Origin of the sequence: Pseudomonas sp. DCB_AW (assembly GCF_026240895.1) — a bacterium.
Classification (GTDB): Bacteria; Pseudomonadota; Gammaproteobacteria; order Pseudomonadales; family Pseudomonadaceae; genus Aquipseudomonas; species Aquipseudomonas kermanshahensis.
The window spans coordinates 190331-215693 of record NZ_JAPFCE010000003.1; the positions used below are offsets into that span (position 1 = coordinate 190331).

Annotated in this window: 24 protein-coding genes; 11 read left to right on the forward strand and 13 right to left on the reverse strand. The window is 60.4% G+C overall.

Going from position 1 to position 25363, the window contains the following annotated elements; all coding sequences use genetic code 11:
• A complete protein-coding gene (trbK, locus tag OO306_RS04110) occupies window positions 1-219 on the forward strand; it encodes an entry exclusion lipoprotein TrbK (RefSeq protein ID WP_265967818.1) in 219 nt (72 codons plus the stop codon).
• A gap of 415 nt (window positions 220-634) precedes the next feature.
• Here the strand turns inward: trbK and OO306_RS04115 are convergent, their stop codons facing one another.
• Genes OO306_RS04115 through OO306_RS04125 form a run of 3 tightly spaced genes read right to left on the reverse strand, consistent with a single transcriptional unit; the run spans window position 635 to window position 1591 of the window.
• Window positions 635-1018, reverse strand: coding sequence for a hypothetical protein (locus tag OO306_RS04115; RefSeq protein ID WP_265967819.1), 384 nt, complete (start codon window positions 1016-1018; stop codon window positions 635-637).
• A 46-nt stretch (window positions 1019-1064) separates the two neighbouring features.
• Window positions 1065-1334 carry a DUF3077 domain-containing protein gene (locus tag OO306_RS04120; RefSeq protein WP_027596157.1) on the reverse strand — a complete coding sequence of 90 codons (270 nt, stop codon included), beginning with the start codon at window positions 1332-1334 and terminating at the stop codon, window positions 1065-1067.
• A gap of 14 nt (window positions 1335-1348) precedes the next feature.
• Window positions 1349-1591: a hypothetical protein gene (locus tag OO306_RS04125; protein ID WP_027596158.1), complete on the reverse strand. Its 243-nt coding sequence runs from the start codon at window positions 1589-1591 to the stop codon at window positions 1349-1351.
• 475 nt (window positions 1592-2066) lie between these two features.
• Here OO306_RS04125 and OO306_RS04130 point away from each other — a divergent pair, with 475 nt between their 5' ends.
• Together OO306_RS04130 and OO306_RS04135 are read left to right on the forward strand one after the other, a co-directional pair.
• On the forward strand, window positions 2067-2795 hold the full coding sequence (locus OO306_RS04130; protein WP_265967820.1) for an HNH endonuclease signature motif containing protein: 729 nt from the start codon (window positions 2067-2069) through the stop codon (window positions 2793-2795).
• A 1050-nt stretch (window positions 2796-3845) separates the two neighbouring features.
• Complete coding sequence (locus OO306_RS04135) at window positions 3846-6011, forward strand: methyl-accepting chemotaxis protein (RefSeq protein WP_265967821.1); 2166 nt, start codon at window positions 3846-3848, stop codon at window positions 6009-6011.
• Window positions 6012-6083: 72 nt separating this feature from the next.
• Here the strand turns inward: OO306_RS04135 and OO306_RS04140 are convergent, their stop codons facing one another.
• Together OO306_RS04140 and OO306_RS04145 are read right to left on the reverse strand one after the other, a co-directional pair.
• The gene (locus tag OO306_RS04140) at window positions 6084-8129 is read right to left on the reverse strand and encodes a TonB-dependent receptor (RefSeq protein WP_265967822.1); all 2046 of its coding nucleotides are present in this window, start codon (window positions 8127-8129) and stop codon (window positions 6084-6086) included.
• A gap of 238 nt (window positions 8130-8367) precedes the next feature.
• Complete coding sequence (locus OO306_RS04145; protein WP_186679892.1) at window positions 8368-9531, reverse strand: AAA family ATPase; 1164 nt, start codon at window positions 9529-9531, stop codon at window positions 8368-8370.
• Window positions 9532-9762: 231 nt separating this feature from the next.
• Between OO306_RS04145 and OO306_RS04150 the strand changes: the two genes are divergently transcribed.
• A complete protein-coding gene (locus tag OO306_RS04150) occupies window positions 9763-10272 on the forward strand; it encodes an N-acetyltransferase (protein WP_265967823.1) in 510 nt (169 codons plus the stop codon).
• Window positions 10273-10295: 23 nt separating this feature from the next.
• Here the strand turns inward: OO306_RS04150 and OO306_RS04155 are convergent, their stop codons facing one another.
• The gene (locus OO306_RS04155) at window positions 10296-10670 is read right to left on the reverse strand and encodes a cupin domain-containing protein (protein WP_027596163.1); all 375 of its coding nucleotides are present in this window, start codon (window positions 10668-10670) and stop codon (window positions 10296-10298) included.
• A gap of 72 nt (window positions 10671-10742) precedes the next feature.
• Window positions 10743-11567 carry an AraC family transcriptional regulator gene (locus OO306_RS04160; protein WP_265967824.1) on the reverse strand — a complete coding sequence of 275 codons (825 nt, stop codon included), beginning with the start codon at window positions 11565-11567 and terminating at the stop codon, window positions 10743-10745.
• 145 nt (window positions 11568-11712) lie between these two features.
• Here OO306_RS04160 and OO306_RS04165 point away from each other — a divergent pair, with 145 nt between their 5' ends.
• The 4 genes from OO306_RS04165 (at window position 11713) to OO306_RS04180 (ending at window position 15426) form a co-directional block, all read left to right on the forward strand.
• Entirely contained in the window at window positions 11713-12429 is a 717-nt protein-coding gene (locus OO306_RS04165; RefSeq protein ID WP_265967825.1) for a hypothetical protein, read from the forward strand.
• A 302-nt stretch (window positions 12430-12731) separates the two neighbouring features.
• Window positions 12732-13925 carry an ATP-binding protein gene (locus OO306_RS04170; protein WP_265967826.1) on the forward strand — a complete coding sequence of 398 codons (1194 nt, stop codon included), beginning with the start codon at window positions 12732-12734 and terminating at the stop codon, window positions 13923-13925.
• 67 nt (window positions 13926-13992) lie between these two features.
• On the forward strand, window positions 13993-14775 hold the full coding sequence (locus OO306_RS04175; RefSeq protein WP_265967827.1) for a hypothetical protein: 783 nt from the start codon (window positions 13993-13995) through the stop codon (window positions 14773-14775).
• A gap of 363 nt (window positions 14776-15138) precedes the next feature.
• Window positions 15139-15426 carry a hypothetical protein gene (locus OO306_RS04180; RefSeq protein ID WP_265967828.1) on the forward strand — a complete coding sequence of 96 codons (288 nt, stop codon included), beginning with the start codon at window positions 15139-15141 and terminating at the stop codon, window positions 15424-15426.
• Window positions 15427-15562: 136 nt separating this feature from the next.
• Here OO306_RS04180 and OO306_RS04185 read toward each other — a convergent pair whose 3' ends face one another.
• The 3 genes from OO306_RS04185 to OO306_RS04195 form a co-directional block, all read right to left on the reverse strand.
• Window positions 15563-16048, reverse strand: a complete 486-nt coding sequence (locus OO306_RS04185) for a GNAT family N-acetyltransferase (protein WP_265967829.1) — start codon at window positions 16046-16048, stop codon at window positions 15563-15565.
• Window positions 16045-16305: a helix-hairpin-helix domain-containing protein gene (locus OO306_RS04190; protein ID WP_265967830.1), complete on the reverse strand. Its 261-nt coding sequence runs from the start codon at window positions 16303-16305 to the stop codon at window positions 16045-16047. Before OO306_RS04190 ends, OO306_RS04185 begins: the two co-directional genes overlap by 4 nt.
• Before the next feature lie 64 nt (window positions 16306-16369).
• On the reverse strand, window positions 16370-17365 hold the full coding sequence (locus OO306_RS04195; protein WP_099428903.1) for a 5'-nucleotidase: 996 nt from the start codon (window positions 17363-17365) through the stop codon (window positions 16370-16372).
• A gap of 363 nt (window positions 17366-17728) precedes the next feature.
• On the opposite strand from OO306_RS04195, the gene OO306_RS04200 reads away from it, so the two are divergent.
• From OO306_RS04200 to adhP, 3 genes are all read left to right on the forward strand, one after another.
• Complete coding sequence (locus OO306_RS04200; RefSeq protein WP_265967831.1) at window positions 17729-19399, forward strand: hypothetical protein; 1671 nt, start codon at window positions 17729-17731, stop codon at window positions 19397-19399.
• Between the two features lie 35 nt (window positions 19400-19434).
• Window positions 19435-19764, forward strand: a complete 330-nt coding sequence (locus OO306_RS04205; protein WP_265967832.1) for a hypothetical protein — start codon at window positions 19435-19437, stop codon at window positions 19762-19764.
• A 328-nt stretch (window positions 19765-20092) separates the two neighbouring features.
• A complete protein-coding gene (adhP, locus tag OO306_RS04210) occupies window positions 20093-21103 on the forward strand; it encodes an alcohol dehydrogenase AdhP (RefSeq protein ID WP_085273116.1) in 1011 nt (336 codons plus the stop codon).
• Window positions 21104-21162: 59 nt separating this feature from the next.
• On the opposite strand, the gene OO306_RS04215 is transcribed toward adhP, so the two are convergent.
• From OO306_RS04215 to OO306_RS04225, 3 genes are read right to left on the reverse strand one after another with little or no spacing between them, the layout of a single operon-like run.
• Window positions 21163-22677 carry a DHA2 family efflux MFS transporter permease subunit gene (locus tag OO306_RS04215; protein ID WP_265967833.1) on the reverse strand — a complete coding sequence of 505 codons (1515 nt, stop codon included), beginning with the start codon at window positions 22675-22677 and terminating at the stop codon, window positions 21163-21165.
• Entirely contained in the window at window positions 22667-23824 is a 1158-nt protein-coding gene (locus tag OO306_RS04220; protein ID WP_265967834.1) for an HlyD family secretion protein, read from the reverse strand. The genes OO306_RS04215 and OO306_RS04220 overlap by 11 nt, the downstream gene beginning before the upstream one ends.
• Window positions 23821-25311: an efflux transporter outer membrane subunit gene (locus OO306_RS04225; protein WP_265967835.1), complete on the reverse strand. Its 1491-nt coding sequence runs from the start codon at window positions 25309-25311 to the stop codon at window positions 23821-23823. Before OO306_RS04225 ends, OO306_RS04220 begins: the two co-directional genes overlap by 4 nt.
• Window positions 25312-25363 lie beyond the last annotated feature (52 nt).

Here is a 25363-nt window from a genome sequence, read left to right on the forward strand (position 1 = left end):
ATGAAACTAGCCATTGCTCCGCTCTTCGTTGCCGCACTCGCTATTGGCTTGGCCGGCTGCAAAGAAGACACCGCCGACACTGCCGCCTACGAGCCCACTGCAGAACACTGCCAGCCCGATTACCTGAAAACGCTTCCGGACAACAGGGCTCGCGAAGACTTGGTCGAGAAGTGCATGACCGGTGGCTCGTACAAGAAGTCAGAGCCGAAGACCTGGTAACGTCCGATCTTCGTCAGTCAGCGCCGCCTCATCAGGCGGCGTTTTCGTTAGCGTGGATGGCGCTGGCGAGGAGCGCCGCAATTCGTGGTGGTAAGCTTCGCCGCTTACCAAACAAGGAGCGTGGTAATGGGGTTGCGGGAGAGGCATAAGGCGTTTCAGGAGTGGTTCACGCCTAAGCGTAGGAGGCGAGCGGGCGGAGCGTTGCTAGCTATCTGGGCTGTCGGTATCTGCGTATACCCTGGCAAGCACTGGATCTACGTAATGATGCCGGGAATCATAGGGTTCTTCAGCGCTTGGCCACCAGAGCTGCACGATAAGCGTTGAGGCGCTGGCGGGCCGCGCCGGAGGGGCAGGCGGCTTTGCACTTGATCAGCGACGCCTTGTAGCTGGCCTTTGCAAGCGGGGCGGTCGGGCATTACTCGCCAACCGCGTCCCGGTCATAGGCCGATTCGCGGCCATCGCGCGTGCGGTACATCCGATATTGGCATTGACCTTCATGCTTGCGCTTTCCGCGATGAGGCAGGTTGATACCCAAAAACGCGTGGAAATCGCAGTTCCACTCTTCTTCGTAATAACGGTCAAAGTTAGTGCGGCGCGGTGGCTTTGGCAGCGCTTCAGCCATCTCGGCGTACTCGATGCCGTCGACGGGGTGGTATCGGCCTGGATGGCGCTTCGTGCTCTCGTCGAGGGTGATACCGATGTGATTTCGTCTTTCGGCATTAATGGGGAAGTCTGCGATTGTGCTTGGATCGCTGGGGCCGCTTTGCGGCCCTTTCCGACCGGCCCGGCGCCCCGGCAAGGCCGCTCCTACAGAGGGAGCGTTGGGCCTGTAGAGGGGGTTGTGATCAAGAGGTGGCCATCATTCCAAGTTCAGCATCGTCGAGCAGGGCCTTGGCCAGGGCGCAGAGGTAGTGCGAGGCCCAGAGCAGTTGGGGTTTGTCTTCCATCAGGCCGTCGATTGAGAGGTCGCGGGCATAGCCCATCAGTTCCGAGGCTTGTTCGCGGGCGCTTTGGCAGGGGATGCCGGGTTCGATACGGAACAGTGGGTGGGTCTGGTTTTCACCTTGGTAGAAGGTGGTTTTACCGACAGTGAATTTGGTTTCTTCGGTGGCCATGGTTTGATCTCCCTTCAGTGCTGGCTCGTCGGACCCGTCGGCATTTGCAGCTGTGCCAATGCCACTTCAAGCATTCTGCGCAGGGCTTCGAGTTCGTGCACTGACGCCATGATCAACAAGGAGGAGGGCGACTTGGGTTGCATCATCATCGCCTGCTGGGCGACGGCTTCGGCACAGAGTGCGTAGTCTGCAGCCATCATTAGCGTGTCTTCCAGGGAGTGGAAGTTGTGGGGTGGATCGGGGACTATCTTCAGCATGCTTACGCTCCAACAATGGTTGAGCTGCAGCCCGCCTCGCTGTCAAACAAGAAGGTGGCAGCTGTACGCGGGTTGACAGACCGAGATTGTTGGCACTCGGCGCACACGAGGGTGCCCGCACGTACAGCCGCCATAAGCGTATGCACACGGACAACAATCGACGGCCTGTCAAAACCGGTCGCTGGATTGGCAGCGACAGGCCGAGACTATGACTCACGTTTTGCGTGCGCAACGAAAAACAGGCGTCGCGAGTATCTTTGGGAAATGCCCTACAAGAAAGGGCCTAAATCTGATTTTTCTGCCGTTAGGCGTAACAGCATGTATCCATCTTTCCGCCAATGTTCAATTGAACTTCGGTCACCTATCGCTTGACCCCGTGCTTTTCCCTATCGCGGCCTTTGAGCGTGCCCTTGATCTAGTACTGGGTTTTATTATACGGGTAGTGGCATTATGATATTTTTTGGAAGAGATAGTCTTGGCGAACCTCCTCACGTCTGATCATATCCAGTTAGCCTATGAAGTGGCGGTCCGCGTGCATGACCGCAGCCTTACCCAGAGGCAAGGGGTCGAATGCTTAACCAGGGAAGGGGTTGGTACGACTTACGCAAACGACTTGATTAATGTCTATAGGATCATGCGCCGTGGCAGATGCTACCATCGAGCGATTAATGTGCCGACGACGGTGCTCTATCTGCAGGGCATCTTCAGAGACGCCGGTGAAGAAGCGCTGGGGCAGGCATTGACCGCTGCGAGACTGCACATTCAGTACTATGAGCAACTCAGGGGTGTGACGCTGCACCGAATTCGAGAAGCCGTGGAGCATTCGGAGCTGTTGATTGACCACGCTCAGGGCGCAATCGCTCAGTACCGTAGGGTGCTCGACACTCAAGTCCAAGTGGCGTTGAACGATACAGCGGCGGCGCGCCAAGCCAGGTTGGCGAAGAAAAAAAAGGCGGCGCCCGTCAAGTTCACCACGACTTCTACTTATTTCCTCAGGGATCCAGATGTAGTGGCCGAGGCTCTTCACAGGGCAGACGGTTCATGCGAGGTTTGCCAAAAACCTGCGCCCTTCAAAAGGAAATCAGACGGGACCCCTTATCTTGAAGTACATCATATTGTCAGGCTATCGGATGGCGGCATGGATGATTTGGATAACGTCTCTGTAGTCTGTCCCAACTGCCATCGCCAGGCACATTTCGGCTGAGCGCCATGCTTCTCTCTAGATCTTCCAGATTTTAAGCGGGGCTAAGGTCGACGCCGCGAGTATTACCAAGGTCGCGAAGTAAGTGACGAATAGTCCGAGTGAGGTAATGGCTAGCTTAGAGGCCTTGGCTGTGAGGGTTGAGCCCGCGTGAGGCAGGATGGTGAGTGCACGAATATTCAGAATTAGTTTAAAATTCGCGCCTCTACCATCTCAAAGGACTGAATTTGTGGTAAGTCAAAATGCCATCACCTGCCCACACTGTCAGGGTCAAAACGTACAGCTTCTTTCTGTCATTCATGCCGCCGGAACCTCTCATTTCCAAGCCACTCATGAGGCGCACTCAGGGTTCGGGCCGCGTGTAACTGTTGAAACAACCGGGCGCCAGCAGACTAATCTGAGCGCTAGCGTCGCACCTCCAGGCGCTAAACGTCTGCGGGGCCCGATAGTGCTTACAGTGGTGGGCGGCATCATCCTTTACGATGGGCTCAAATTGTCCTGGGAAGTGGACTGGACCAGGTTCTTCATTGGTGTGACGTTCATCACCATCGGTGTGATCGGATTTGTGCGGCACTGGCGGCACAACGTTGTGCAATATGATCAGTACGAAGAGTGGCGTCGTACCTGGCTGTGCCATGCCTGCAACATGAGATTCCAGCCTTCCTAACGTACACCTCAATAGTCGTTAGAGCCCGCCTAGTGCGTAATGCTGTTCACTTAAGTTATTCATCGCCTGTAGTGGGGCCGCTTTGCGGCCCATCGCGGCACAAGGCCGCTCCCACCCGAACTGTGTAGCCTCAAAGGCTAGCGCCGCACCTGTGGGAGCTGGCTTGCCAGCGATGAGGCCGGCACAAGCACCACAAGACAGTTGCTCCCACAACGATCGCTTCATTCTCCCCGCGCCCCTTCAGGGTGCAAAGTGGCCTGAAATAACAGCCTTTATGCACCATCAGTAAGCGTCCAGTGCTAGCTACTACCCCTCAATACGCTTGGATTACAGTTGGCGTAGAAGTTGCTGGCATTTTGGCATCTGTGTCGCTTATGGTGAACTTAATGTCGCTTTCAAGTAGTTCCATGCAGTTGTCATCGAGCGAGCGGGGCTGGCTGCCCTGGTTCGGCAAAGCCGGCAAGTTCAGCATGGGGTGGGCGTGCCGCCTCAATCGTTCGAACTATGGAGAAATCGAGCAGACGTTCGAAGCCATTGCCCAAACGCGCGTGCAGTTGCTGCACAACTGGGCGCGCGAACAATGGGATCACCTGGCAGAGTTGGCGGAATACCTGGCAGCAGACTTCGCTCATGTGCAGCCCTCGGCATTACTCGACAAGCTGGCACAGGCCGAAGACTTTTCCGAACTGAGTGTGATCGACTGCACTGGCAACGTCAGGGTATCCACTTGGCCAAAGCGTGGCAGCACGCAGATCGAGCAGCTCGCGGCGTTGGCCCATGGTTTGAAAGCGCCGTTTCTTCACGGGCCCTACAGCGACCCGTTGACCTTGCAGATCGGCCCGTCCTCGTCGCGTTTTCACGATGAGGTGACGCTGATGTTCTACCAACCGATCAGGCACGCGGGCAAAGTCCTGGGCTGCCTGTGTGGCCGGGTCCCCAATGATGTGCTGGGCGACCTGATCCAACGCGAGGCCGGGCATATCTATGCCGAGTCGGGCGACAATTATCTGTTCATGGTGCAGTCACGCTTCGACCCGACTGTGCAGCCAGGCACCGCCTTGTCCCGTTCGCGCTTCGAAGACGGGACGTTTACCCATGGTGAAAACCTCAAGAGCGGCGTGCGTACGCCCTGGAGCACTGTGCAGGTGCAGCGCCATACCGAGTTGGAGCTGCGCTTCACAGACCCCGCCACGCGTGAGCTGCACCCCGGCGTGCGCGAAACCATCCGGCGTGGCGCCAACCTGTTCGTGACGTACCCGGGTTATTCGGACTACCGCCATGTGCCGGTGGTCGGCAAGGGCGTGACCTTCCAGTTACCAGGGTCGCCCGACCGCTGGGGCATGATGTGCGAGGCAGACTTGGAGGAGGTCTACCGCCGCCGTTCGCTGAGCTACCGGTTAATGAAACCCTACGTGGCGACCATGGTTGGGCTGTTCGGCTGTAATTACCTGGTGCAGCATTACGCCGGATTGCCACAGGGGGTGAACGACGCCATCCAGGCCCTCAGCATGCTCGGCGCTACGCTGCTGTTCGGCGTGCTCGGGCCCAGGCGCCTGGCGGCCAGGTTGAACGGCATGAGCGGTGTGCTGCGTACCATCGCTGAGGGTGAGGGCAACCTGCGCCAGCGCCTGGACACGGGCGCCCTGGCCAATGACGAGAGTGGCGACATGGCGCGCTGGATCAACAGTTTCATCGACCGCCTGGATGCCGTGGTGGGGCAGGTGGTCAAGGCCAGCCGCACAGTTGGCAGCACCAACCAGATGATGCTCGGGCGCAGCCAGGAAGCGAGCGTGAGCTCTGTCGAGGTGGCCGATGCGGTGCACCAGATGATGATCATCATGGAGGAGCAACTCGGTGAGCTGCAGCAGGCGTCGGTCAGCGCCGAACAGATGAAGCAGGCCATGGACGAGGTGGTCAGCCGCGCCCGCGAGCAGTACCTGGCTGTGCAGGCTGGCACCCAATCGATTCGCGATGTGGTGGCCCGCTCGGCCTCCAGTGTGCAGCTGCTCGACAGCCGCATGGCGCAGATTGGCAATATCACCGGGCTGATCAGCGACATCACCAACCAGACCAACCTACTGGCGTTGAATGCCGCCATTGAGGCGGCACGGGCGGGCGAGCATGGCCGTGGGTTCGCGGTGGTGGCCGATGAAGTGCGCAGCCTGGCGGCCCGCACCGCACGAGCGGCCGACGATATCCGGCACATGGTCGAAGGCCTGCAGAGCGAAACGCAGCAAGCGGTGAGCTTTATGGAGGAGGGCGTGCAGAACGTCGATGATAGTTTGCGCCTGGCAGAGGATGCGTCGTCGGAGAACGTGCAACTTCATCAGGCGGTGGAGGGCATGTTCGCCATCATCCAGCAGCTCAACCGCCGCAGCATCGAGTACGGCAAGACCATCGAGCAGGTTAATCACTCCTCCAGCGAGATGCGCCAAACCGCAGTGGTGCTGCAAAACAGCGCGCAGAAGGTAAAGGTGGATGCCGGCAAGCTGCAGAAGCTGGTGGGGCAGTTCGAGGTCAGCGGTGATGGCGAACGGGTCGCTGCTGCTTGAGCGCCGACGGCGCCTCACACAAGTCACCCAGAATTCGCGTAAAAGTGCGAATTCTGGGTTGTCCGCTGCCAATTAGAAGTAGGTAGTTACCCCGGCAAAGTACGCCCGACCGGGTACGTAAAAGCTGGTCGAGTCATCACGTGGATCTTCATCCAGCAGGTTCTGCACGCCGACGTTCAGGGTCAGCCAGCGGGTGGCTGACCAGTTGGCGGTCAGATCGTACGTGGTGTACGACTTGACGAAGTCGGTGCCCAGGCCGCGTTGCTTGCCCACGTGCTGAGCTGACAATTCTGTGCCGATCCGTTCGGTGATCTGCCAGTCGATAGCGCTGAACAACGACAGTTTCGGCGAGCTGATCAGGTCTTCACCGGTCGACAGGTTGCGGCTTTCGAGCATGTAGGTAGCGTTGGTGCGCCAGCTGGCATTTTCCCACAACGGCACTTTGGTGCTGCCTTCCCAGCCGCGGGTGCGGGCTTCCTCAGCATTTTCAAGCATGGTCCACCAACGGCCCTGGAAATACCCCAGCGGCGCGTACTCGATTTTGTCTTCGAAGTCGGTGTGGAAGTAAGTGAGGCTGGCCTCCCAACCGTCGCGGTCGAAGGAGACACCAATCTCCTTGTTGGTGCTGATTTCTGGGCGCAGGTTCGGGTTGCCGGCCATCCAGCAACTGCCGGTGACGTAACCCAGCGGGCGTAGCGATGTACAACCGCGACCGCCCGAGTTGGTCGCCGCGCCAGCACTGCCTTCTTTCAGGCTGGGGGCACGGAAACCTCGAGACACGCCACCGCGCACCGTCCAGTCAGGGTGAGGGTGATAGACCAGGTAAGCACGTGGGCTGTTATGGTTGCCGTATTCGTCGCTGTGGTCGAAGCGGTTCCCCAACGTCAGCGATAGGTTATCGAGCAGAAACAGCTCGTCCTCGACGAACAGCGCAGAGTAGTCGCCCTCAAGGTCCGCGCCACCCACCGCTGCCCCTTGGTAATCAACGGGTACGGTGCCCAGCGTGTCGGTATTGGTCAGTTGCTCACGCTTCCACTGGCCGCCAACGGTGAGGCGCTGGTTTACCAACAGGTCAAACGGGATGTTAAGGCTACCCTCGACGATTTTTTCTTCCGAGTTAGCCTTGCCCTCGCTGAGGTCGTTGTTGAACTTGTTCAGGTAAGCGTCGATACGCGAGGTGCCAAAGCCCCAGTCGCCGTGGTGGGAGACCACGAAGCTATCACGGGTGAGGCGTCCGGCGCCGAAGGCCTCACCTACCGTGTCACCCCAGTCGCCGTAGGTTTTCTTCGACGACCACGAACGCTCGACGCCTTGGATCGCTTCGAAGGACAACTCATGGTTGTCGTTGATCTGCCAATTAAGCAACGCGTTGACGCTGTGGTCTTTGGCGCCGCCGGCGCCGTCGTTGTAAACGAAGTCACCCAGTGCATCGAGGCGCGGCGCGGCTTCGTCGGCAGCGCGCCGAGTCAGGTTGGCGCCCAGGCGCAGCCCCAGGGAGTCGGTGACAGGGCCAGAAAGGTTAACGCTGGTCTGGTTGGTCTGACCGCGGTCGGAGTCTTCGGGGATCGTGGTGTTGACGTTGAGCGAGCCGCTCCACTCACGGGACACTTTGCGGGTGATGATATTGATCACCCCGCCCATGGCGTCTGACCCATACAGCGACGACATCGGCCCGCGCACGATCTCGATTCGCTCAATCATGTTCGGCGAGATCCAGTTGATGTCCTGGCGACCCAGATCACGGCGGTAATTCGTGTCGGCTGAACTGCCGACGCGTTTACCGTCCACCAGGATCAAGGTGTATTTGTCGTCGAGGCCGCGCAGCTTGATTTTCGACTGCTCGCCCACCGGGCCGTAGCCCCCGGTGACGCCGGGTATGCGGCGTAGCAGGGTGTTCAGGTCGTAGACCGGCTGTCGCTCGATCTCTTCCCGGGTAATGACGCTGACACTGGCCGGCGCGTCGCGCACATCAGTGCCGCCGCCCGTGGCGGTGACGAACGAAGCTTCCAGTTCGGTGGCGGGGAGCGGTTCAAGCTCATGGGCTTCCTCGGCCTGGACGGCTGTCGCGGTGAGCAGCGCGACGGTGAGCAGGGCACGGGAAAAAGGTGGGCATGGCATCGTGAAACAGTCCTTGTCGAGCGGTTGGATTCCAGGGGCAGAATGCAATCGGGGCAGGACACTAACGCAAATGAGAATTGTTTAAAAGAAAATGTTAAAAATAATTTACTGAAAATTTACAAAAAATTGACTCAGCGAAGGGGCATTCCAGGCTTGCAGCCACGGCTACCTGACGGCAGGCCGTTACCGGCCCGCACACCAAGAATCTGACAGTCCCGAAAGAGCGTTCAGGTCGCGATCAATCCACCCAGCGCCACAGCGGTTCATCTAACAGCCCAACACCGCGCAGCTGCGTTTGCCCCTGGATTTTCTCCAGCTCCAGCACATTGCAGCCGTCACAGGCCGACAGCGCCTCGATCAACGGGGCGCTGTGGGATACGACCCAAACTTGGCTACGACGCGAAGCGCGAATGATCAACCGCGCTAGCGCAGGAAGCAGGTCAGCATGCAAGCTGGTTTCCGGCTCGTTCAGCACCATCAAAGACGGCGGCCGTGGCGTCAACAGTGCTGCCATCAACAGCAGATAACGCAGGGTCCCATCCGACAATTCAGCACCCCCCAGCGGGCGCAAAAGCCCGTGCTGATGGAGCTGTACGCTGAACAGCCCACCAGGCGGCGCATCGATCGCCAGGCGACTCCCGGGAAACGCGTCATCCAGTGCCGCTACGAGGTCTTCAACCTCACCAATCTCGATGATGGTCTGCAATGCCGAGGCAAGGTTGCGCCCATCGTGATGCAGAACCGGCGAGCGAGTCCCGAGCTGTGGTTGACGGCAAGGCGCGTCACGGTCGATACGGAAGTGATCGTAGAACCGCCAGCTGTTGATGAACGCCCGCAGCTCCCCGATCTCGGGTGCCTGACGTGGCCGGCCAACGATGTTGAAAAAGCTCTCACAGCTGTCGGCATGTTGATCGAGTACCGTCCAACTGTTTCCCTCCCGGGCACGAACCATCGCGTTTTTACGTTCAACCAGCAAGGACGATGGCCGGTACGCGCCGGCGGCCCAGATGGCTTCGGTTTTGATCTCGGGGTCGAGCATGAATGCGCTGGGATAGGGCAGGGGAATCGGCAGGCCGAGTGAGATGGCAAAGCCGAAATCCTCGGTGGCGAAGCCGAGCCGCAGGCGTTTGGCGTCGCTCGGGTGCTGGCCTTGGATGGGTACTTCACCGCGCTTCATGCGTGCGCTCATCTCAGGCCCCGCCCACCAGGTCGAATCCAGCCCGCCTTCGCGAGCCAGCGCTTCGATCACGCCGCCCTGGGCGGTTTCGGCGAGCAGGCGCAGGGCTTTGTACAGGTTGGATTTGCCGCTGCCGTTGGCACCGGTCACCAAGTTGAGTTGGCCTAATGGCAACACAAGGTGGTTGATCGAGCGGTAGTTGCCGATGGCGAGGGTGGTGAGCATGTGGGGCGTCCCAGCTTGAACTGAGTGGCCGATTGTGGCGGAACTGGAGCGGCCTTACTACCGCGGGCCTTTGCTTGGATCGATCGGGCCGCTACAGGGGGCGGCGTTGGGCCTGTCATTCTGCCGTTACGCGTAACGGTATGGATCGCGCAAAAGCGTACGCACTTCGACAAGCTCGCCGGTCCTCATGTACAAGTCACTCATTGCATATGGAAATCAACCGGAGGGAGCATGGTGTCGATACACCCACTAGCGGCGAATGAATGGCGAGTCTACCGGGACCTGCGTTTACAGGCACTGATCGACTCACCCGATGCCTTCGCAAGCCAATACGAAGATGAGGCTGCCAGAGACGATTCAGCGTGGGCAGCACGTGTCTCTACAGCTGCTGCGTCCGCCAGCGCCCACGTCTTGATTGCCTTTCAGCACACTGAACCCTGTGGCTTGGTGTGGTGTAAATCCTTGGACGCTGACCCCCCTGTCGTTGAGCTTTTCCAGATGTGGGTGAGTCCTTCATCTCGCGGAACAGGCGCCGGCAGAGCATTACTCGATGCCGCCATCGCCTGGGCTGTAACACGCAATGCAGAGCGTGTCTGCTTGGGCGTGACCCGCGCAGACAGCCCGGCAATGCACCTGTACCAATCAAGTGGCTTCTGCCCAGTCGGTGAGCCAGAACCTTTGCGGCCGGGCTCGGCTTTGACATCCCAACCCATGGAGCTGCGCTTGAAGCGCCCTAAATAATGCCGCCCTGAAGCAGCGCCGACTCAGATCCACACGTCGTTCAAGGCTGTGCGCTCACCCCCTTCATGGCCGGTATTCAGCACGCCGCGTGGCTCGATCATCATCAGTTTCGCCTCCCCCTGGGCCGCTGTCCTGTGCTCCACCCCACGTGGCACCACATACAGTTCGCCCGGGTTCACATAGACGCAGCCCTCGGGCAGGTCGATGCGCAACGTGCCTTCAAGCACAAGAAACGCTTCGTCGGTCTCAGGGTGCGAGTGCCAGATGAATTCACCCTCGATTCGCACGACCTTGAACTGGTAGTCGTTCATTTCGGCGACCACCCTCGGGCTCCACTGTCGATCGATCAGCGAAGCCTTTTGGGCCAGGTTTACAGGTTGCAAGTTGGTGTCGGACATGACGGATCCTCTGTAGTTGAGGTAGTCAGCCTATCGAACCCAAAGCGCGCGGCGCTTGTACGATCCTGCAAGTCAGCGCGTAGGCCGCAGCCGTTCCAGCCAGCGCAACGGCGACACGCCATAGCTGCGGGTGAAGTGCCGGGTCATGTGGCTTTGATCGTGAAAGCCTGCAGCCAGGGCTGCATCGACCAGCGTAAAGCCATCCAGCATCAGCCGCCGAACAGTGTCCAGGCGCCGCAGCGTGACAAAGCGGTAGGGGCTGGTGCCGTAAAGGGCGCGGAAGTCCCGTGACAAGCTCCACTGCTCGCGCCCGCTGGCCTGTTCGAGCATTTCCAGGGTGATGCCCAGGTGCAGGTGCTCCATGATGAATGCCCGGGCGCGCTCGGCCGAGCGGTAGTCCAGGCGTTTGCGACCGCGTGGCTTGCCGCCGACTGCACGCAAGGCCATGGCCAGGTCATAGACGGCGTCCTGCTCTTCCAGTGTTTCCAGGGGGTGGTCCAGTGCCTGCACGAAGGCTTCACTGGCGCAGTACAGGCGCGGGTCGCTGGACAGCCCGCCAGCAATGAAGGGTAACGGCTCACCGCTGAGCACGTTTTGGATCAGCGCCGGGTCGATGTAGGCCATGCGGTAGCGAAAGCCCGCATCCGTGCCGGCCATGCCGTCATGCACTTCGTCAGGGTGCAGGATCAGCGTATTACCGGGTACGCCGTGGCACAGTGCCCCCTTGTAGTGAAAGCTCTGCACGCCGGCGAGGGTGCGGCCGATCGAATAGGTGTCGTGACGATGCGGATCGTAGCCATGGCTACCGAACCATGCTTCGATCCGCTCTACGCTGCCGGGTTGAGCGCTGCGTATGACCCAGTCGGAGGTGGCTGCGTGGGCTGTTTTACGTTCCATCGAGGGGCTTTCCTGCCGGGTTCCCTGCATGAGTGTCACTTGATAACGATTGCCTTCTGATTAAAGCTGCGCTCAGGTCAGAGGCCTGAACCCCTAAGCCAGATCGGGGGTCCTAGCGTACAGAAAACGCGAACCAAGGAGGGGTATGTCCAACGTGAAATGCACCCAATCGCTTATGGTATTGCTGGCAGCGGCCACACTCGCCGCCTGCGTCCCCTGGAAGCGCGAGCGCCCCGCCTACGCAGACCTTTGCCAATCCGAATTTCAATTCAAAGTGCCAGGCCCGCAGGGGGAGACCACCCTCTACCTGGAGACCTACCTCTACGACCACGCCGCCCACTGGAGCGACCGGCCAATCGAGCAAGTCCTGCACGTCGAGTACCCCGGCGAGAAGTACGCGCGGCGTGAATTCTATGTGCAACTGATCGCCTACAACAAAAACCGCCAGCGTCCGTCGTCCAGCTCCACCCGCGGCGAGCCGCCGATCCCGATCCTCTACGACAGCCGCCAGGCCTCTATCACCTTCGAAGATGGCTCACGCCTGCAGGCGCGGCCCGAGGTGTACCTAGGCATCGACAAAACCTACGACTATCCGCTCGTTTACCCAACCGCCGCGCGCCCATCGCCCTACGACATCAACAGCGACGAAGTACACCGCAACATCCCCAAGATCACCAACAACAAACGCTACGGCTCCGCCTATGTGATTTTCCAAACGGACAAGTTCGATGCCCATTCCAAGTGGACCATCCACCTGGGCGCGCTGGAGGTTCAAGGCCAGAAACTGCCGATTCCACCGATCAAACTCTGCTACCAACCTGTGAAGAAATGGATCGGTATCGAGCCTTTGATGCGGCCATGAGGTAATGCGTTTATCGGCATTCCACCGCCGTGGTGCTGCGCCCCTTTATTTGAACTGCCCAGTCCTGGGCTGGAAAAGGCCGAATCCAAACTCGAGAAAGGTGTTGGCGAAAATGATCCGAGAAGCGGCGGTTGGATTGCAACCCTCCACCTAGCAATCCAGGCTCGGATCAGGGCGCCGATCTTGAGCCGGGGCAGCTGCACCGCATAGCTAGGATGCTGTCCTTGGAAAGCTATTGCCGAATCAAGCGAAGTTAGCTAAGTTATCGAATTAAGATAACTTCAGTAATCTCGGTATAAATCATGGACCCAGTCGCAAATCCATACTCTCCTGGAGCAGGTGCGCCGCCTTCTGAGCTAGCCGGCCGGGATGCATTGCGAACGCAGGTGAGCGTTGCTATCGCGCGTATTCGTCGTGGACGGGCAGCGAAGAGCATCCTCATGGTGGGTTTGCGTGGTGTAGGAAAGACTGTATTGCTAGAGAAGATGCGTAGTGAAGCGGAGGCTGCTGGGGCTCACGCCATACGTATGGAAGCGCCGGAAAATCGCTCGCTACCCGCGCTGTTGGCGCCTCAGCTGCGTTTGGCGTTGTTGCGTTTAAGCCGAGTTGAAGCGGCTCGGGACTTGGCACAACGTGGGCTTCGCGCGTTAGCCGGCTTTGCAAAGTCTTTGAAGGTTACGCACGCCGACATTGAAGTGGGGCTGGATTTTGAGCCGGAACCCGGTCTGGCTGATAACGGAGATCTTGAAGGCGACTTGGCGACATTGCTTGAGGAGGCCGGCAAGGCTGCTCAACGCGCTGATACTGCCCTGGTGATGTTCATTGATGAGCTTCAATACGTACCCGAGGAGCAGCTGGCCGCGCTGATTTCTGCCTTGCATCGATGCGCGCAATTGCAGTTGCCTGTCACGCTGGTGGGGGCGGGGCTTCCTCAGTTACGTGGACGGTGTGGAAACGCCAAATCCTATGCGGAGCGGCTTTTTGATTTTCCTGAGATCGGCCCGCTTGCTGCGGATGCTGCAGGGCGCGCGGTGGTCAAGCCAGCAGAAAATGAAGGGGTCGCCTTTGAGGCGGACGCTGTTGAGAGTGTACTGGCACACACTCTGGGTTACCCGTACTTTCTTCAGGAATGGGGTAAGCACTCGTGGGATGTGGCCACGAAGAGCCCCATTACCAAGGCCGATGTTGAAGCTGCATCCGCACAGGCCATCGCCACATTGGATGAGAGTTTTTTCCGGGTTCGATTCGATCGCCTCACACCGGCCGAAAAAAAGTATCTGCGAGGCATGGCAGACATGGGGCCAGGCCCGCATCGCTCTGGTGATATCGCGGCCAGGCTGGAACGCAAAGTTTCAACGCTTGCACCGTTGCGTAGCGCGTTGATTGAAAAAGGGATGATATATAGTCCGAGTCATGGTGATACGGCGTTTACGGTGCCGCTGTTTGACGAGTTTATGTGCCGTATCATGCCGGGTGAAGACTGGCTGATCACATAAAGTAGTATGAATGGATTCGCGGTTGGTAAATTGTAGTTGGGATAAACAGTGAAGGGAGTTTCACAAAGTGACGGTGCTGGATGGTGTGTTTGCGGGTGTTTTTGTTGCGGTTGTGGCGTGGTGTGTGTGGTTTTTTATTCGCTTTATAGATGATCTTGAAGATCATTTTAGACGGCTTGGGTTTTGTAAAGACCTGAAAGGTGCCCTTAAAGCGGGTCAGCCAACATGGGCCGAAATTTGCGACATCGCAGAACTCCGTAACGTTGGAAAACAGGTAGCGTTCCAGGAAGTAAAGAAAGTACTTCGCGATGTGATTGTTGGTCGTGAGGAAGGAAATGACGTGAAGCCTCATCGTAAACTACTAGAGGGATATCTAGCTGAATATCGGGTAGAGGAGCCATTTGAAGGGCTTCCTAGCAATACCCGGATATCTCTTGAGAGGCTGCGTCAGGACTTGGGGGGCGAAGCTTCTGCACTCCATTCCTTAACGAGCCACTTCAGAGAGTTGTTGCAGATACACGACGCTATCAACCGGAGGCAACGTTTTTACACATTCGGTGGGTTCTTGGTGGGTGTCGCTGGTTTTTTGTTTGGCGTGGTCATCTGGTTTTTCCCAACTATAGGTCAGACGGCTGAGCCTGCAGCTTTCAAAATTTCGTCGGTTGCTGGCCTACGGGGTGGTGTAGTTTGCATAAATGGTTTTGTTTATTCACAGGGCTCTGACGAAGAGAGTTCACCTTGGTACGGAGTTTATAAACCGATTGAAAGTGAAGCCATAGGGTTGGCGAGTGCCGGTGGAGGCGAGGGTTCACGATCAGGAATTCCTTTACCTTGCAGTACAAAGCCGTAGAACCTGGCCTTGTTTTCGTGGATCATCGTTGTTGACTAAATGCAGCATCTGGGAATGTGGCCTCACTCCCGCGGACTGGCGGGCGAATTCGTTGATTAGGTGCTGGACGCTCATCTCTAGGGACGACAGCCCCAGCGATCTTGATGTGATGTTCTGGGTGGGGGCAATAGTTGTTCGCTGTCGCGGATGTGCCTGACTTGGCTCAAGGACAGGGTCGACCCGTCTCCGGCTTCAGTCATCGAATTGCACCGGGAGGCCATGAATCAGCGACCCAGCCCACTTGCTAGAATGACAAGAGTCGTTGAAGTGGGCAGTTACTGCCTATTCCGGCAAAACCGAACACAACCGAACAGGAGTCGGGTGATGAGGCGTGTGATTCTGGCTTTACTACTGGCAGCATCTGGCGCAGCCCAGGCGGGCATTCCGTTACTGAATGCGACATGCCCGGGTAATATCGAGGTCCATGCCGACAAGGGCGGTCCGATTTATATCAATGGCAAGGAAGGAAAGCTGAAGACGTTCAACGAGAACTACTTCGAAGCTAAAGGCAGTGGGGTGACCATTTCGTTGTCCATCAACCCTGACGGCTCGGCGGATGTCTCGTACACCGGCAAGAACAGAGCCAATGGTGTTTGCCAGGTCAAGGGATAACGGTGGCTGTATGGCCAAGGGGCCCCTGCGATGGGCTGCACAGCAGCCCCAATCACAGCCGCACCAAGACTAACTGAAAGGCAGGGTTAATGACTCGCTTGCGATCGGCAAATACCAGCGCAAGGTCTAGGTGATTTCACACAAAACGCGATCCGCCTGAAGGGTCAAACGCTGGAAGCGTTTTCTGCATGACAACCGTCCGCTCCTCCCCATAAAACGCATCCCGCACTGTGCAAAAGCCCAACCCTGCATAAAACCCTTCCGCCGTTATGGAGGAGGGCACACGCAACACCTTCAGCCCACGCGCAATCGCTTCCTCTTCGATCACTGCCATCATCTGTTTCCCGACCCCAAGCCCTTGATGCTGGGGTTCGACAAACACACTTCTTACCACATCCCCATCAAGACTGGCCGTGGCAATCACCTCATCCTCAATCAATCCCACAAACACCAACCGCCGAGTCAGCATCTCAAGAATGGCCGCCGCACTGAAAGACGCCTCGATGCGCGAGATAGTCTCGGCATCATAGTCAGCCGCGTTCGACCCGCGTAAGGCCGCTATCACGACTCGGCTTAGGCCCTCGGCATCGTCTGCATTCGCCAAGCGAATAGGGCAACTCACTCTCGCGCCCCCGATGCATTCAACTGGGTTTCCTTCGCCAACTGAATAGCCGCATTGATCGCAGCCCGTGCCTGGGGGCTGTTTTTCCAGCATGTGGAGCCAACGGCCGCTGATGCCTGGGCCAAAATGTCATCGACATTCGCTTCGCTAAGCATCGCCAGCGAATCAATCCCCATCTGCTCAAGGCGAGCGACAACGGTTGGCCCTACGCCCTTGAGGGCCAGCAATGCTGTGTGTTCCGTCAGTGGAAATGGCATCCGTAAACTCCTGTTATCGGCAAATACTGCCGCTGGAGTTTACCAACTCGCTGGCCTGCTGGGGCTAATCAAGTTTCTCCAGTGCGTTGCTTTGTGGTGTTTCCACCGGCTGTTTCGAAAATCGCTTCGGCCCACTTCTGTTTGCCACCCCAAACGGCACATGCACCATCGGCAGGTCGCCGGCCGGTGATTGCAGGTGGCTGCGTTGATCATCGAAGAACACGTGGGGTTTGAGAATCGACAACACCCGGGGCTTTTCCATCCCGCCAAGGAAGAAGCACTCATCCGGCGACACGCCCCAATCCTTCAACGTGGTCACCACCCGCTCGTGCGACGGCGCGTTGCGCGCGGTCACGATGGCGATGCGCAAGATGCGTTTGTAGTTCGGGTCTTGTGCCAGCTTCTGGTCTTCGAGCGTGCGAATGTGGGAGAGCTTGCGGTACAGGTCTGCCAGTGGCCCGGGCTGGTGGGGGATGGCCTTGCGGGCCCGCTCGTGGGCCTGGAAGTCGTCCAGGTTGTCGTTCTGCTTGTACACGCTTTCCGCTTCGTCATCGGCGATCACGCCGTCAAAGTCGAAGGCCACGCGCAGCTCGGTGTCGATCTCATCGTCGTAGATGCGCGTCGGCAGCACCAGGCCAGCGGGGTAGCTGGCGTCGATGGCACGCTGCACGTCGTCTTCGTTGGCGCTGAGAAACAACGAGGCGTTGAAGGCCGGGATGTACTCGTGGGGCGAGCGGCCGGACATAAAGGCGGCGCGGGTGATGTCCAGTTGGTAATGGCTGATGGAGCGGAACACGCGCAAGCCCGTTTCGGGCGAGTTGCGCGAGAGCAACACCACTTCCACGGGGAGTTGGTCGGGGAAGGCCTGGTTGATGCTGAGGAAGCGGCGAATGAACGGGAACGCAACGCCCCTCGGGAAGGGCTCATCCAGGTTTTGCTCCTGGTGCTGGCGGTAAGCCTCGACGCCGTCGGCCTTGTAGATGTCGTCAGACACGGTGAGGTCGAAAAGTGCACTGGAGGCCACGCCAATGACCAGCTTGTGTTCGATGGGGTAGGGCATTGAACGTGCTCCTTGAGGGGTGCAGGTGACGAGTATACGGGTATGCAGGCGGGTGATGGTTAATTGGGGCCGCTCCGCGCCCCTTCGCGGGCAAGCCCACAGGGAAGGCGCATGCTGGCAAACGCGGCACAGATCATTAGCGTTGCCATCGTTAGGCTACTATGTATAATCCCGCCGAAACCCGCATTCCAGAGCGGTTAACCATGGAAAGGCAAGTTTCTTGATGCGTTTCTAGCCGATGCCCTCCAGCGGCACTGCCCGCCATTTTGCGCATTGCATTTACTCCGTTGCATCCAGGCCATTGCTGGGCGTTGGCGAAGCCATGCCCCGCAACAGGCTGCACGCATTTCAACAAGGATATTCATGAAAAAGCGTTTCGTTCTCTGTGCCCTGGCCTCCGCCTTGGCAGGTTGCAACTCCGAATACAACTTCGACGAAGTCACCAGCTACACCGGCACTGTCGGGTCGCCGCATGCGCTGTACCTCGAGCGCAAGTCGGGCGAGCGGCTGAACGGCACCGTGGTGCACAAAGTGGGTGACCGGGTGCTGCAGGCGTTCAAGGTCGAAGACGGCAAAGTGGTCGGCGAATGGAAGGAGTTCGACCAGGACGGCAAGCTGCTGGTAGAAGGCCAGTTGCAGGACGGTGCGTTTGTCGGGCCCAAGAAGACCTGGTGCAAGGGCGAGTTCGCCGAGCACCTGGACAACGTCATCACCCTCGAAGGCGGGCGCCGCAGCGAGCAGCACTACGACTGCGCCACAGGCCTGCAGGTCAGTGACAGCACAGAGATCCCGACCGTTGATTTCCGCAAGCGCGCGATCCGTGTCGGCACCCAGCGCGAGTGGAAGGTGATCGATGGCCAGCAGAAGCTCACCCTGCTGGAGACCTTCGCCAGCGATGGCTCCGGCAAGCTCGATGGCCTGGTGGAGCACTATGACTACCAGGGCACACTGAAGGACCGCGCTACCTACAAGGCTGGCGAGCTCGATGGCGTGCGTGAGACCTGGACGTCGTTCACGGATGGCACGTCGGTGCCGGCCACAAAGGTCGAGTACAGCGCAGGCAAAAAAAACGGCCTGTACGAGGTGTACTTCATTCGCGGCTGGCCTGCCGGCACGGTGTCCGAAAAGGGCAGCTACAAGGACGACAAGCAGGCTGGCGTGTGGGTCAACTATCAGCCTGGCTCGGCCCAGGTACGTGATGTCGACAGCCCGCCAGACACCTCGCCCATGGCCATGCGCCTGTGGGACGCCGCCCAGGGCCAAGCGCGTACGTCGGACTGGGCAAAAGAGATCAAAGACCTCGACGCCTTCGCCTACCTGCTGAAAAGCGCCGGCATCAATGTCAATCAACGCCTGCATTACGAGAACAAGCCGCTGATCACCGTGGTCGCCGATAACGCCTACGACTACCTGATCTCGGTTGGCGCCGACCCGATGGGGCGGGATATCAACGGCAACACGCGCCTGATGAACTGCCTGGCGGGCAGCGACTACAGCTCGTGCAGCTTCGCGCACATGATCACCCTGGCGGGCAAGGAAGACCTGAAGGCGCACAACGTCTACGGCGACACCGCGCTGTCGGTGTTCTGCCAGAAAGCCGGCAGCCTGCAACGCCGCCATGGCGCCGGCCAGCAGCCTGAAGCGCTGTTCCAGGCACTGCTCAAGGGCAGCGACGTCAACGCCAAGGCCTACGGCGGCGAGACGGCCTTGCATGCCTGCATGGCCCAGCGTAACCACAGCTACGCCGAAGCGCTGGTCGCGGCGGGCGCTGACCTTAATGCAGCCGATGTCGATGGCACCACGCCGGTGGCCGCGGCCTTCTTCAACAGCTACAACCTGGCGGCAGCCGGGCAGCGGGTGGGCTGGTCCGAGAACGTGATCCGCTTCGCTGCCAGCTACCAGGGCAAGTCCGACTTCACCTTCGACACGCCGCTGGCGGCGTTCGGCAAATCGATTCGCCAGCTGGTGCTGGAAAACGGCGACACGGCCTCGGCGATGTTGATCGACTCCCTGGTGGGCACCGCCAAGGGTTGATTGTTTCTTTCAGGATCTACAGACAAGGATTACCTATGCGTCACTTCAAATACGTGCTGGCAGCACTGCCGTTCTGTGTACTGGCTGGCTGCGGCAACGACGCGCTGGATGGCACCTATGAGGCCACGACCAGCGTGATGGGCTACAGCGCAGGCAAGCAGACGGTCGAGTTCTCCAGCGACTACATCATTGCGGCAGGCAACAAGATCAAGGTCGACGAGTGGGAGCGCAAGGACGACGTGGTAGTGGCCCGTGATGCCAGCGGTGTCGCGCTGATCAACGTCCGCGTGCTGGACGGCGGCAAGCGTCTTGAGTCGATTGGTGGCAACAACATGGCCAAGCAAGTGTTCGTGCGCGTCGACTGACCCTACCGGGCCGCTCTGCGGCCCATCGTCGCTGTTTACAGGCAAACGTTAAGCTTTACCGGCCTTCATTGGGGCTGCTGCGCAGCCCATCGCAGGCAAGCCAGCTCCCACAGGGAAGGCGTAATTCTCGAGAGCCCCGCTCATCCTGTGGGAGCTGGCTTGCCAGCGATGGGCCGCGCAGCGGACCCATTGGGCTTAACTGACTGGCATTAGGGTAAACCCGCTCCCCCGTTCAAAACCTGACCTGAAGCAACGCCTCTTCCTCCATCCGCCACTATGCTGATCCGAGCATTCTCTCAAGCTCACTCAGACAGACACGGAGGTGTTTATGAAAGCTGCTGTCGTTGCCAAAGGGCGTCGCGTGGACGTGGTGGAGAAAACACTGCGGCCGCTGGCGCACGGTGAAGCGTTGCTGAAGATGCAGTGCTGTGGCGTTTGCCATACCGACCTGCATGTCAAGAATGGCGATTTCGGCGACAAGACGGGTGTGATTCTGGGCCACGAAGGGATTGGCGTGGTCGTGGAAGTGGGGCCGGGTGTCACGTCGCTCAAGCCGGGTGACCGGGCCAGTGTGGCGTGGTTCTTCCAGGGCTGCGGGCACTGCGAATATTGCAACAGCGGCAACGAAACGCTGTGCCGTGAGGTGAAAAACTCTGGCTACACGGTCGACGGTGGCATGGCCGAGGCGTGCATCGTGGTGGCCGACTATGCGGTTAAAGTGCCGGATGGCCTGGATTCAGCGGCCGCCAGCAGCATCACCTGCGCCGGCGTGACCACCTACAAGGCGGTGAAATCATCGAATATCCGCCCTGGGCAATGGCTGGCCATCTACGGCCTTGGCGGCCTGGGCAACCTTGCCCTGCAGTACGCCAAAAACGTCTTCAACGCCCGTGTCATTGCCATCGACGTCAACGATGATCAGCTGGCCTTCGCCCGTGAAATGGGCGCCGACCTGGTGGTCAACCCGCGCGACGAAGACGCCGCGAAAGTCATCCAGGCCAAGACCGGGGGCGCCCATGCTGCCGTGGTCACGGCAGTGGCCAAGAGCGCGTTCAACTCTGCAGTGGATGCACTGCGCGCGGGCGGTCGCCTCGTCGCTGTGGGGCTGCCGCCAGAAGCCATGAGCCTGGATATTCCACGCCTGGTACTCGACGGTATCGAGGTTGTCGGTTCGCTGGTCGGCACCCGCCAAGACCTGCACGAAGCCTTCGAGTTTGCCGCCCAAGGCAAGGTGGTGCCGAAGGTGACCCTGCGCCCGATCGAAGACATCAATGACATCTTCGAAGAGATGCAAGCGGGCAAGATCAAAGGCCGCATGGTGATCCACTTCGCCGATTGAAGGCTGCTGCCTGCCCAGGTGAAGCCGGCCCGCGTGTGCGGGCCGTTTTCAGGGTGGGTTCAAGCCGATCGCTGGGTCCGCAACAGTAACGCCGCCACCGCGCAGCCTATCAGCGCCAGGCACGCCAGGTAGAACGCATCGCTGTAAGCCATCAGGTAGGCCTCGCGCCGAATGGTCGCCGCCACCCCCTCCAGCGCCTGCTGCTGGGCCGGCAGCCAGCTCTGCACAGTTTGGCTTATACGCTCCTGAACGCTGGGCGCGAACACCGTCAGATGCTCGTGAATGCGCTCGCTGTGGTAACGCTCGCGCGTGGCCACGATCTGCGTCAGCGCGGCAGTGCCGATGGCGCCCCCGAGGTTGCGCAGCATGGAAAACACCGCCGAAGCGGAGCCCGCTTCTCGCTTTTCCAACCCCGCCACCGCCAGTACCGACAGCGCCACCATGATGAACGGCTGGCCAATGCCGCGTACCACCGTGGATGGGATGATGACGTTGTCGGCGCTGTCGACTGTCAGGCTTGCACCCAGCCAGCAGCCGGCGGCCATGATCAGAAAACCGCTGGCCACCATGAACTTGGCGCTGGTCCAGGCCATCAGCCGTGGCATCAATGGCGCCAGCAGCAGTTGCACCACGCCATAGGCGATCAGCGCCACCCCCACGTCGCGGGCGCTGTAACCCTGCAGTTGGGAGAGGTAGTTGGGCACCAGGAACACCAGGCCAAAGGTAGCCCCGCCAAAGATGAACATGGCAACGCTGGCCACCCCGAAGTTGTACCGCCCCAGCAAGCGCAAGTTGATGAACGCGCGTTGGCCGTACAGCTGCGTGTAGACGAACACCGCCAGCGCCAGGCCGGCGATGATTGACATGCCGACGATGAATGTCGAACCGAACCAGTCCAGCCGGCCGCCTTCTTCCAGCACGATCTGCAGCCCGCCCAGGCCAACGACCATGGCCGTGATGCCCAGCCAGTCGCCACGGCGCAACAGGGTCAGTTGCAGGGGTTTGGCCTCGATCGACCAGGCGATGGCGAGCAGCAAGGCGATACCGGGGAACAGCTGCAGGTAGAAGATCCAGCGCCACGAATAGACATCGGTCAACCAGCCGCCAATGGAAGGTCCGGCCGCCTGGGCCACGCTGTTGGCCAGGCTGAATAGGGCCATGCCCATGGCCATCTTGCTGGCGGGCAGTTCGGTGATGATCAGCTGGAAGGAGAGGGGAATCAGCACGGCGCCGGCAGCGCCCTGAATCACCCTGAGGGTGATCATCGCCTCAAGGTTGGGGGCCCACGAGCAGGCGATCGACGCCAGCAGGAAGATGAACGAACCCGTCCACATCACCCGGCGCATGGAAAACACTTCGACCAGCCAGGCCGTCAGCGGAATCATGACGATTTCCGCCACCAGGTAGGCGGTGGAGATCCACGAGCCTTCCTCGAAGCTCGCGCCCAGCGAGCCGCGGATCTCGGGCAGCGCCGCGCTGGTGACGTGCACGTTCATGCCAGCCATGAAGCAGCCGAGCAGGCCGCCGAACACGGCCACCCAGGCGCGTAACGGTACGCGTTGCTCACTGCTCATCGGCAGGCTCCACGGGGCGTGTGTCGACCGTGGTCACCACCGACATGCCGGGCAGTATCTGCAGGCCGTCTGCCGGCCGGTCGAGGACGATGCGCACCGGAAAGCGCTGGACGATCTTGGTGAAGTTGCCAGTGGCGTTGTCCGATGGCAGCAGTGCGAAGACGTTACCGGACGCCGGCGAGAAGCTGGCCACGTGGCCTTGCACAGGCTGGCTGGAAAAGCTGTCGACACGGACCTGCACCGGTTGCCCTGGGCGCATGTGTGCCAGCTGGGTTTCCTTGTAGTTGGCAACCACGTAGGTCTGCTGCAACGGCACCACCGCCAGCAGCGGCTGTCCAGGCACCACGTACTGCCCGGCGCGCACACGGCGCTGGCCGACCACGCCGTCGATGGGCGCGCGCAGGACGGTGTCCTGTGCGTCCTGGTCGGCCAGCGCCTGCCGGGCCTGGGCACGGCTCAGGCCTGCTGCCCGTTGCTTGATCTCGGCATCGGCCGCCAGCGCCTGTGCCTTGGCCATCGCCAGCTGCGAGCGCTGCTCACGCAAATGTGCCTGCGCGCCTTGCAGCGCGGCGCCGGCTTGCACGGCGTTGGCGTGGGCGGCTTCCAGGCGCTGCACGGTGGCTGCGTCATCGCGCACCAAGCCACGGTAGCGCTGCATGTCCAGCTCGCTGCGCTGGCGCTCGGCGCTGGCACTGTGCACAGCCGCTTCAGCCTGGACGATGGCCTGCTGCTGCTGGTTGATGCGTTCGGCGGCCACTTGCTGGCGTGCCTGTGCGGCGGCCAACGCGGCGTGCGCTTCGGCCACGCCGGCAGTGGCCTGGTCGAGGCGGGCGCGGTAGTCGCGGTGCTGCAGGCGTACCAGCACATCGCCGGCTTTGACGGCCTGGTCGTCCTCTACTTCCACTTTGGCCACATAACCGGCCACGCGCGCGCTCAAGGCCACCCAGTCGGCACGCACGTAAGCGTCATCGGTGGTTTCCAGGTAGCGCCCCGTGGTCAACCAGTACCCGCTGAATGCCAGCGCTGCCAGCACCGTCAGGCCACCACCGGCGTACAGCGCCAGGCGGCGACGGGTAGGCCTGGGGGCGGTGGCAACTGCCTGGGCCTGGTCATCGGGCAGCGGGTTCTTGCTAACGGCAACATTCATGATTGGCTTCCAGTCTCGGGGGTGGAGCGGTGCACCTGGCTTGGGGCCGGTGCTGGTGACGACTGCCAGCGCCCGCCGAGGGCGCGGAACAGGTTGATCTGGGCACGCGCCAGGCGGCCTTGGGCCTCGACGTGGCTGGCCCTGACCTGGATCAGGTCGCGCTCGCTGTCGAGCAACGCCAATGCATCAACGGTGCCTGCCTGATAGTTGCGTTGCGCAAGGGCAAAGCCACGCTCGCCTTGCGCCAGGGCCGCACCCAGGGCCAAGGCCCGTTGGCGCTCACCCTCAAGGCGCGCCAGTGCCTGGCGCACATCCTTGAGTGCCGCCAGCGCTACCCCGCGGTAATGGGCTACCTGCGCGTTTTGCAACGCCTGGGCCTTGTTCACCCGTGCGCGGTTGGCTTTGATATTGGGGAATTCCCAGCTGATCAACGGCCCGATGGCAAACATCACCGCGCGGCTGTCACCCAGGTTGGCAAGGTGGTGGTCCGACGAGGTCAACGAGGCACCGAAGCTGACTTTCGGATACAGGTCGGCCTTGACGATATCGACTTCCAGGGCGGCAGCCTGCAGTTCGCGCTCTGCCTTGCGCACGTCGGGCCGGCGTTCGAGCAGGCGCCAGGCGTCGCCAGCGGGCAACGGCGCGGCGAGGGTCGGGATGCGCTGGCAGGTGTCGGTGTCGTCCGTGAGCGTTGTCGGGTCCTGGCCACTGAGCATGCTCAGTTCGTACAGCGCCATCTGCCGGCGTGCCTCCAGCATCGGCAGCTGCGCCCGTACCTGCTCCCGCAACCCCAGCAGGCGCACGCTATCGAGCTCCGTAGCGACCCCGGCCTGCCGCTGGCGGTCGCTGAGCTGCACACTGCGCTCCAAGGTGCTCAGGGACTGCCTGGCCGCGGCGATGCGGGCACTGTACACGCACTGGTCGATGTAGGCCCGGGTGGTCTGGCTGACCACGTGCAGCTGCACCAGGTCCAGGGCATCGCGGCTGGCCTCGGCCTGCACCCGCGCCCGCTCGATGGCGGCGCGCACCTGGCCCCAGACATCGACCTGGTAAGCCAGCTCGATGGCCGGGTTGAAAGCCCATTGCGACGGCGCATGGCTGTCGGTCGCCTCGGCCAGGGTCTGGTCATCGGCGCTCTTGCCATAGCTCGCGCCCATGCCAATGGAGGTGGACGGCCAGCGCCGGGCATCGAACTCGCCAATGCCGGCGAGCATGGCCTGCACGTTGGCTTCGGCCTGGGCCAAGTCCTGGTTGTGCGCCAAGGCTTGCAGCACCCAGGCATTGAGCTGCGGGTCGTGGTACAGCGCCCACCAGCGCGCGGGCAGCGCCTGGTCGCTGACGCCGGCAGGCAGGTGCAGTGCAGGGGTTGCCTGGAATGCAGTGGGGGGCACGGCGTTTGTGGGGTGCCCGGTGCAAGCCGTCAGCACGCCGAGCAAGCCGAAGGCGGCGGCGCGCCCGGCAGGGCAGGAAAGGGATCGTATTGGCATCACGCAAAGTCGTATGAGGGGTCGTGAAGCCAGCTTATCGAGGGGCAGGGCG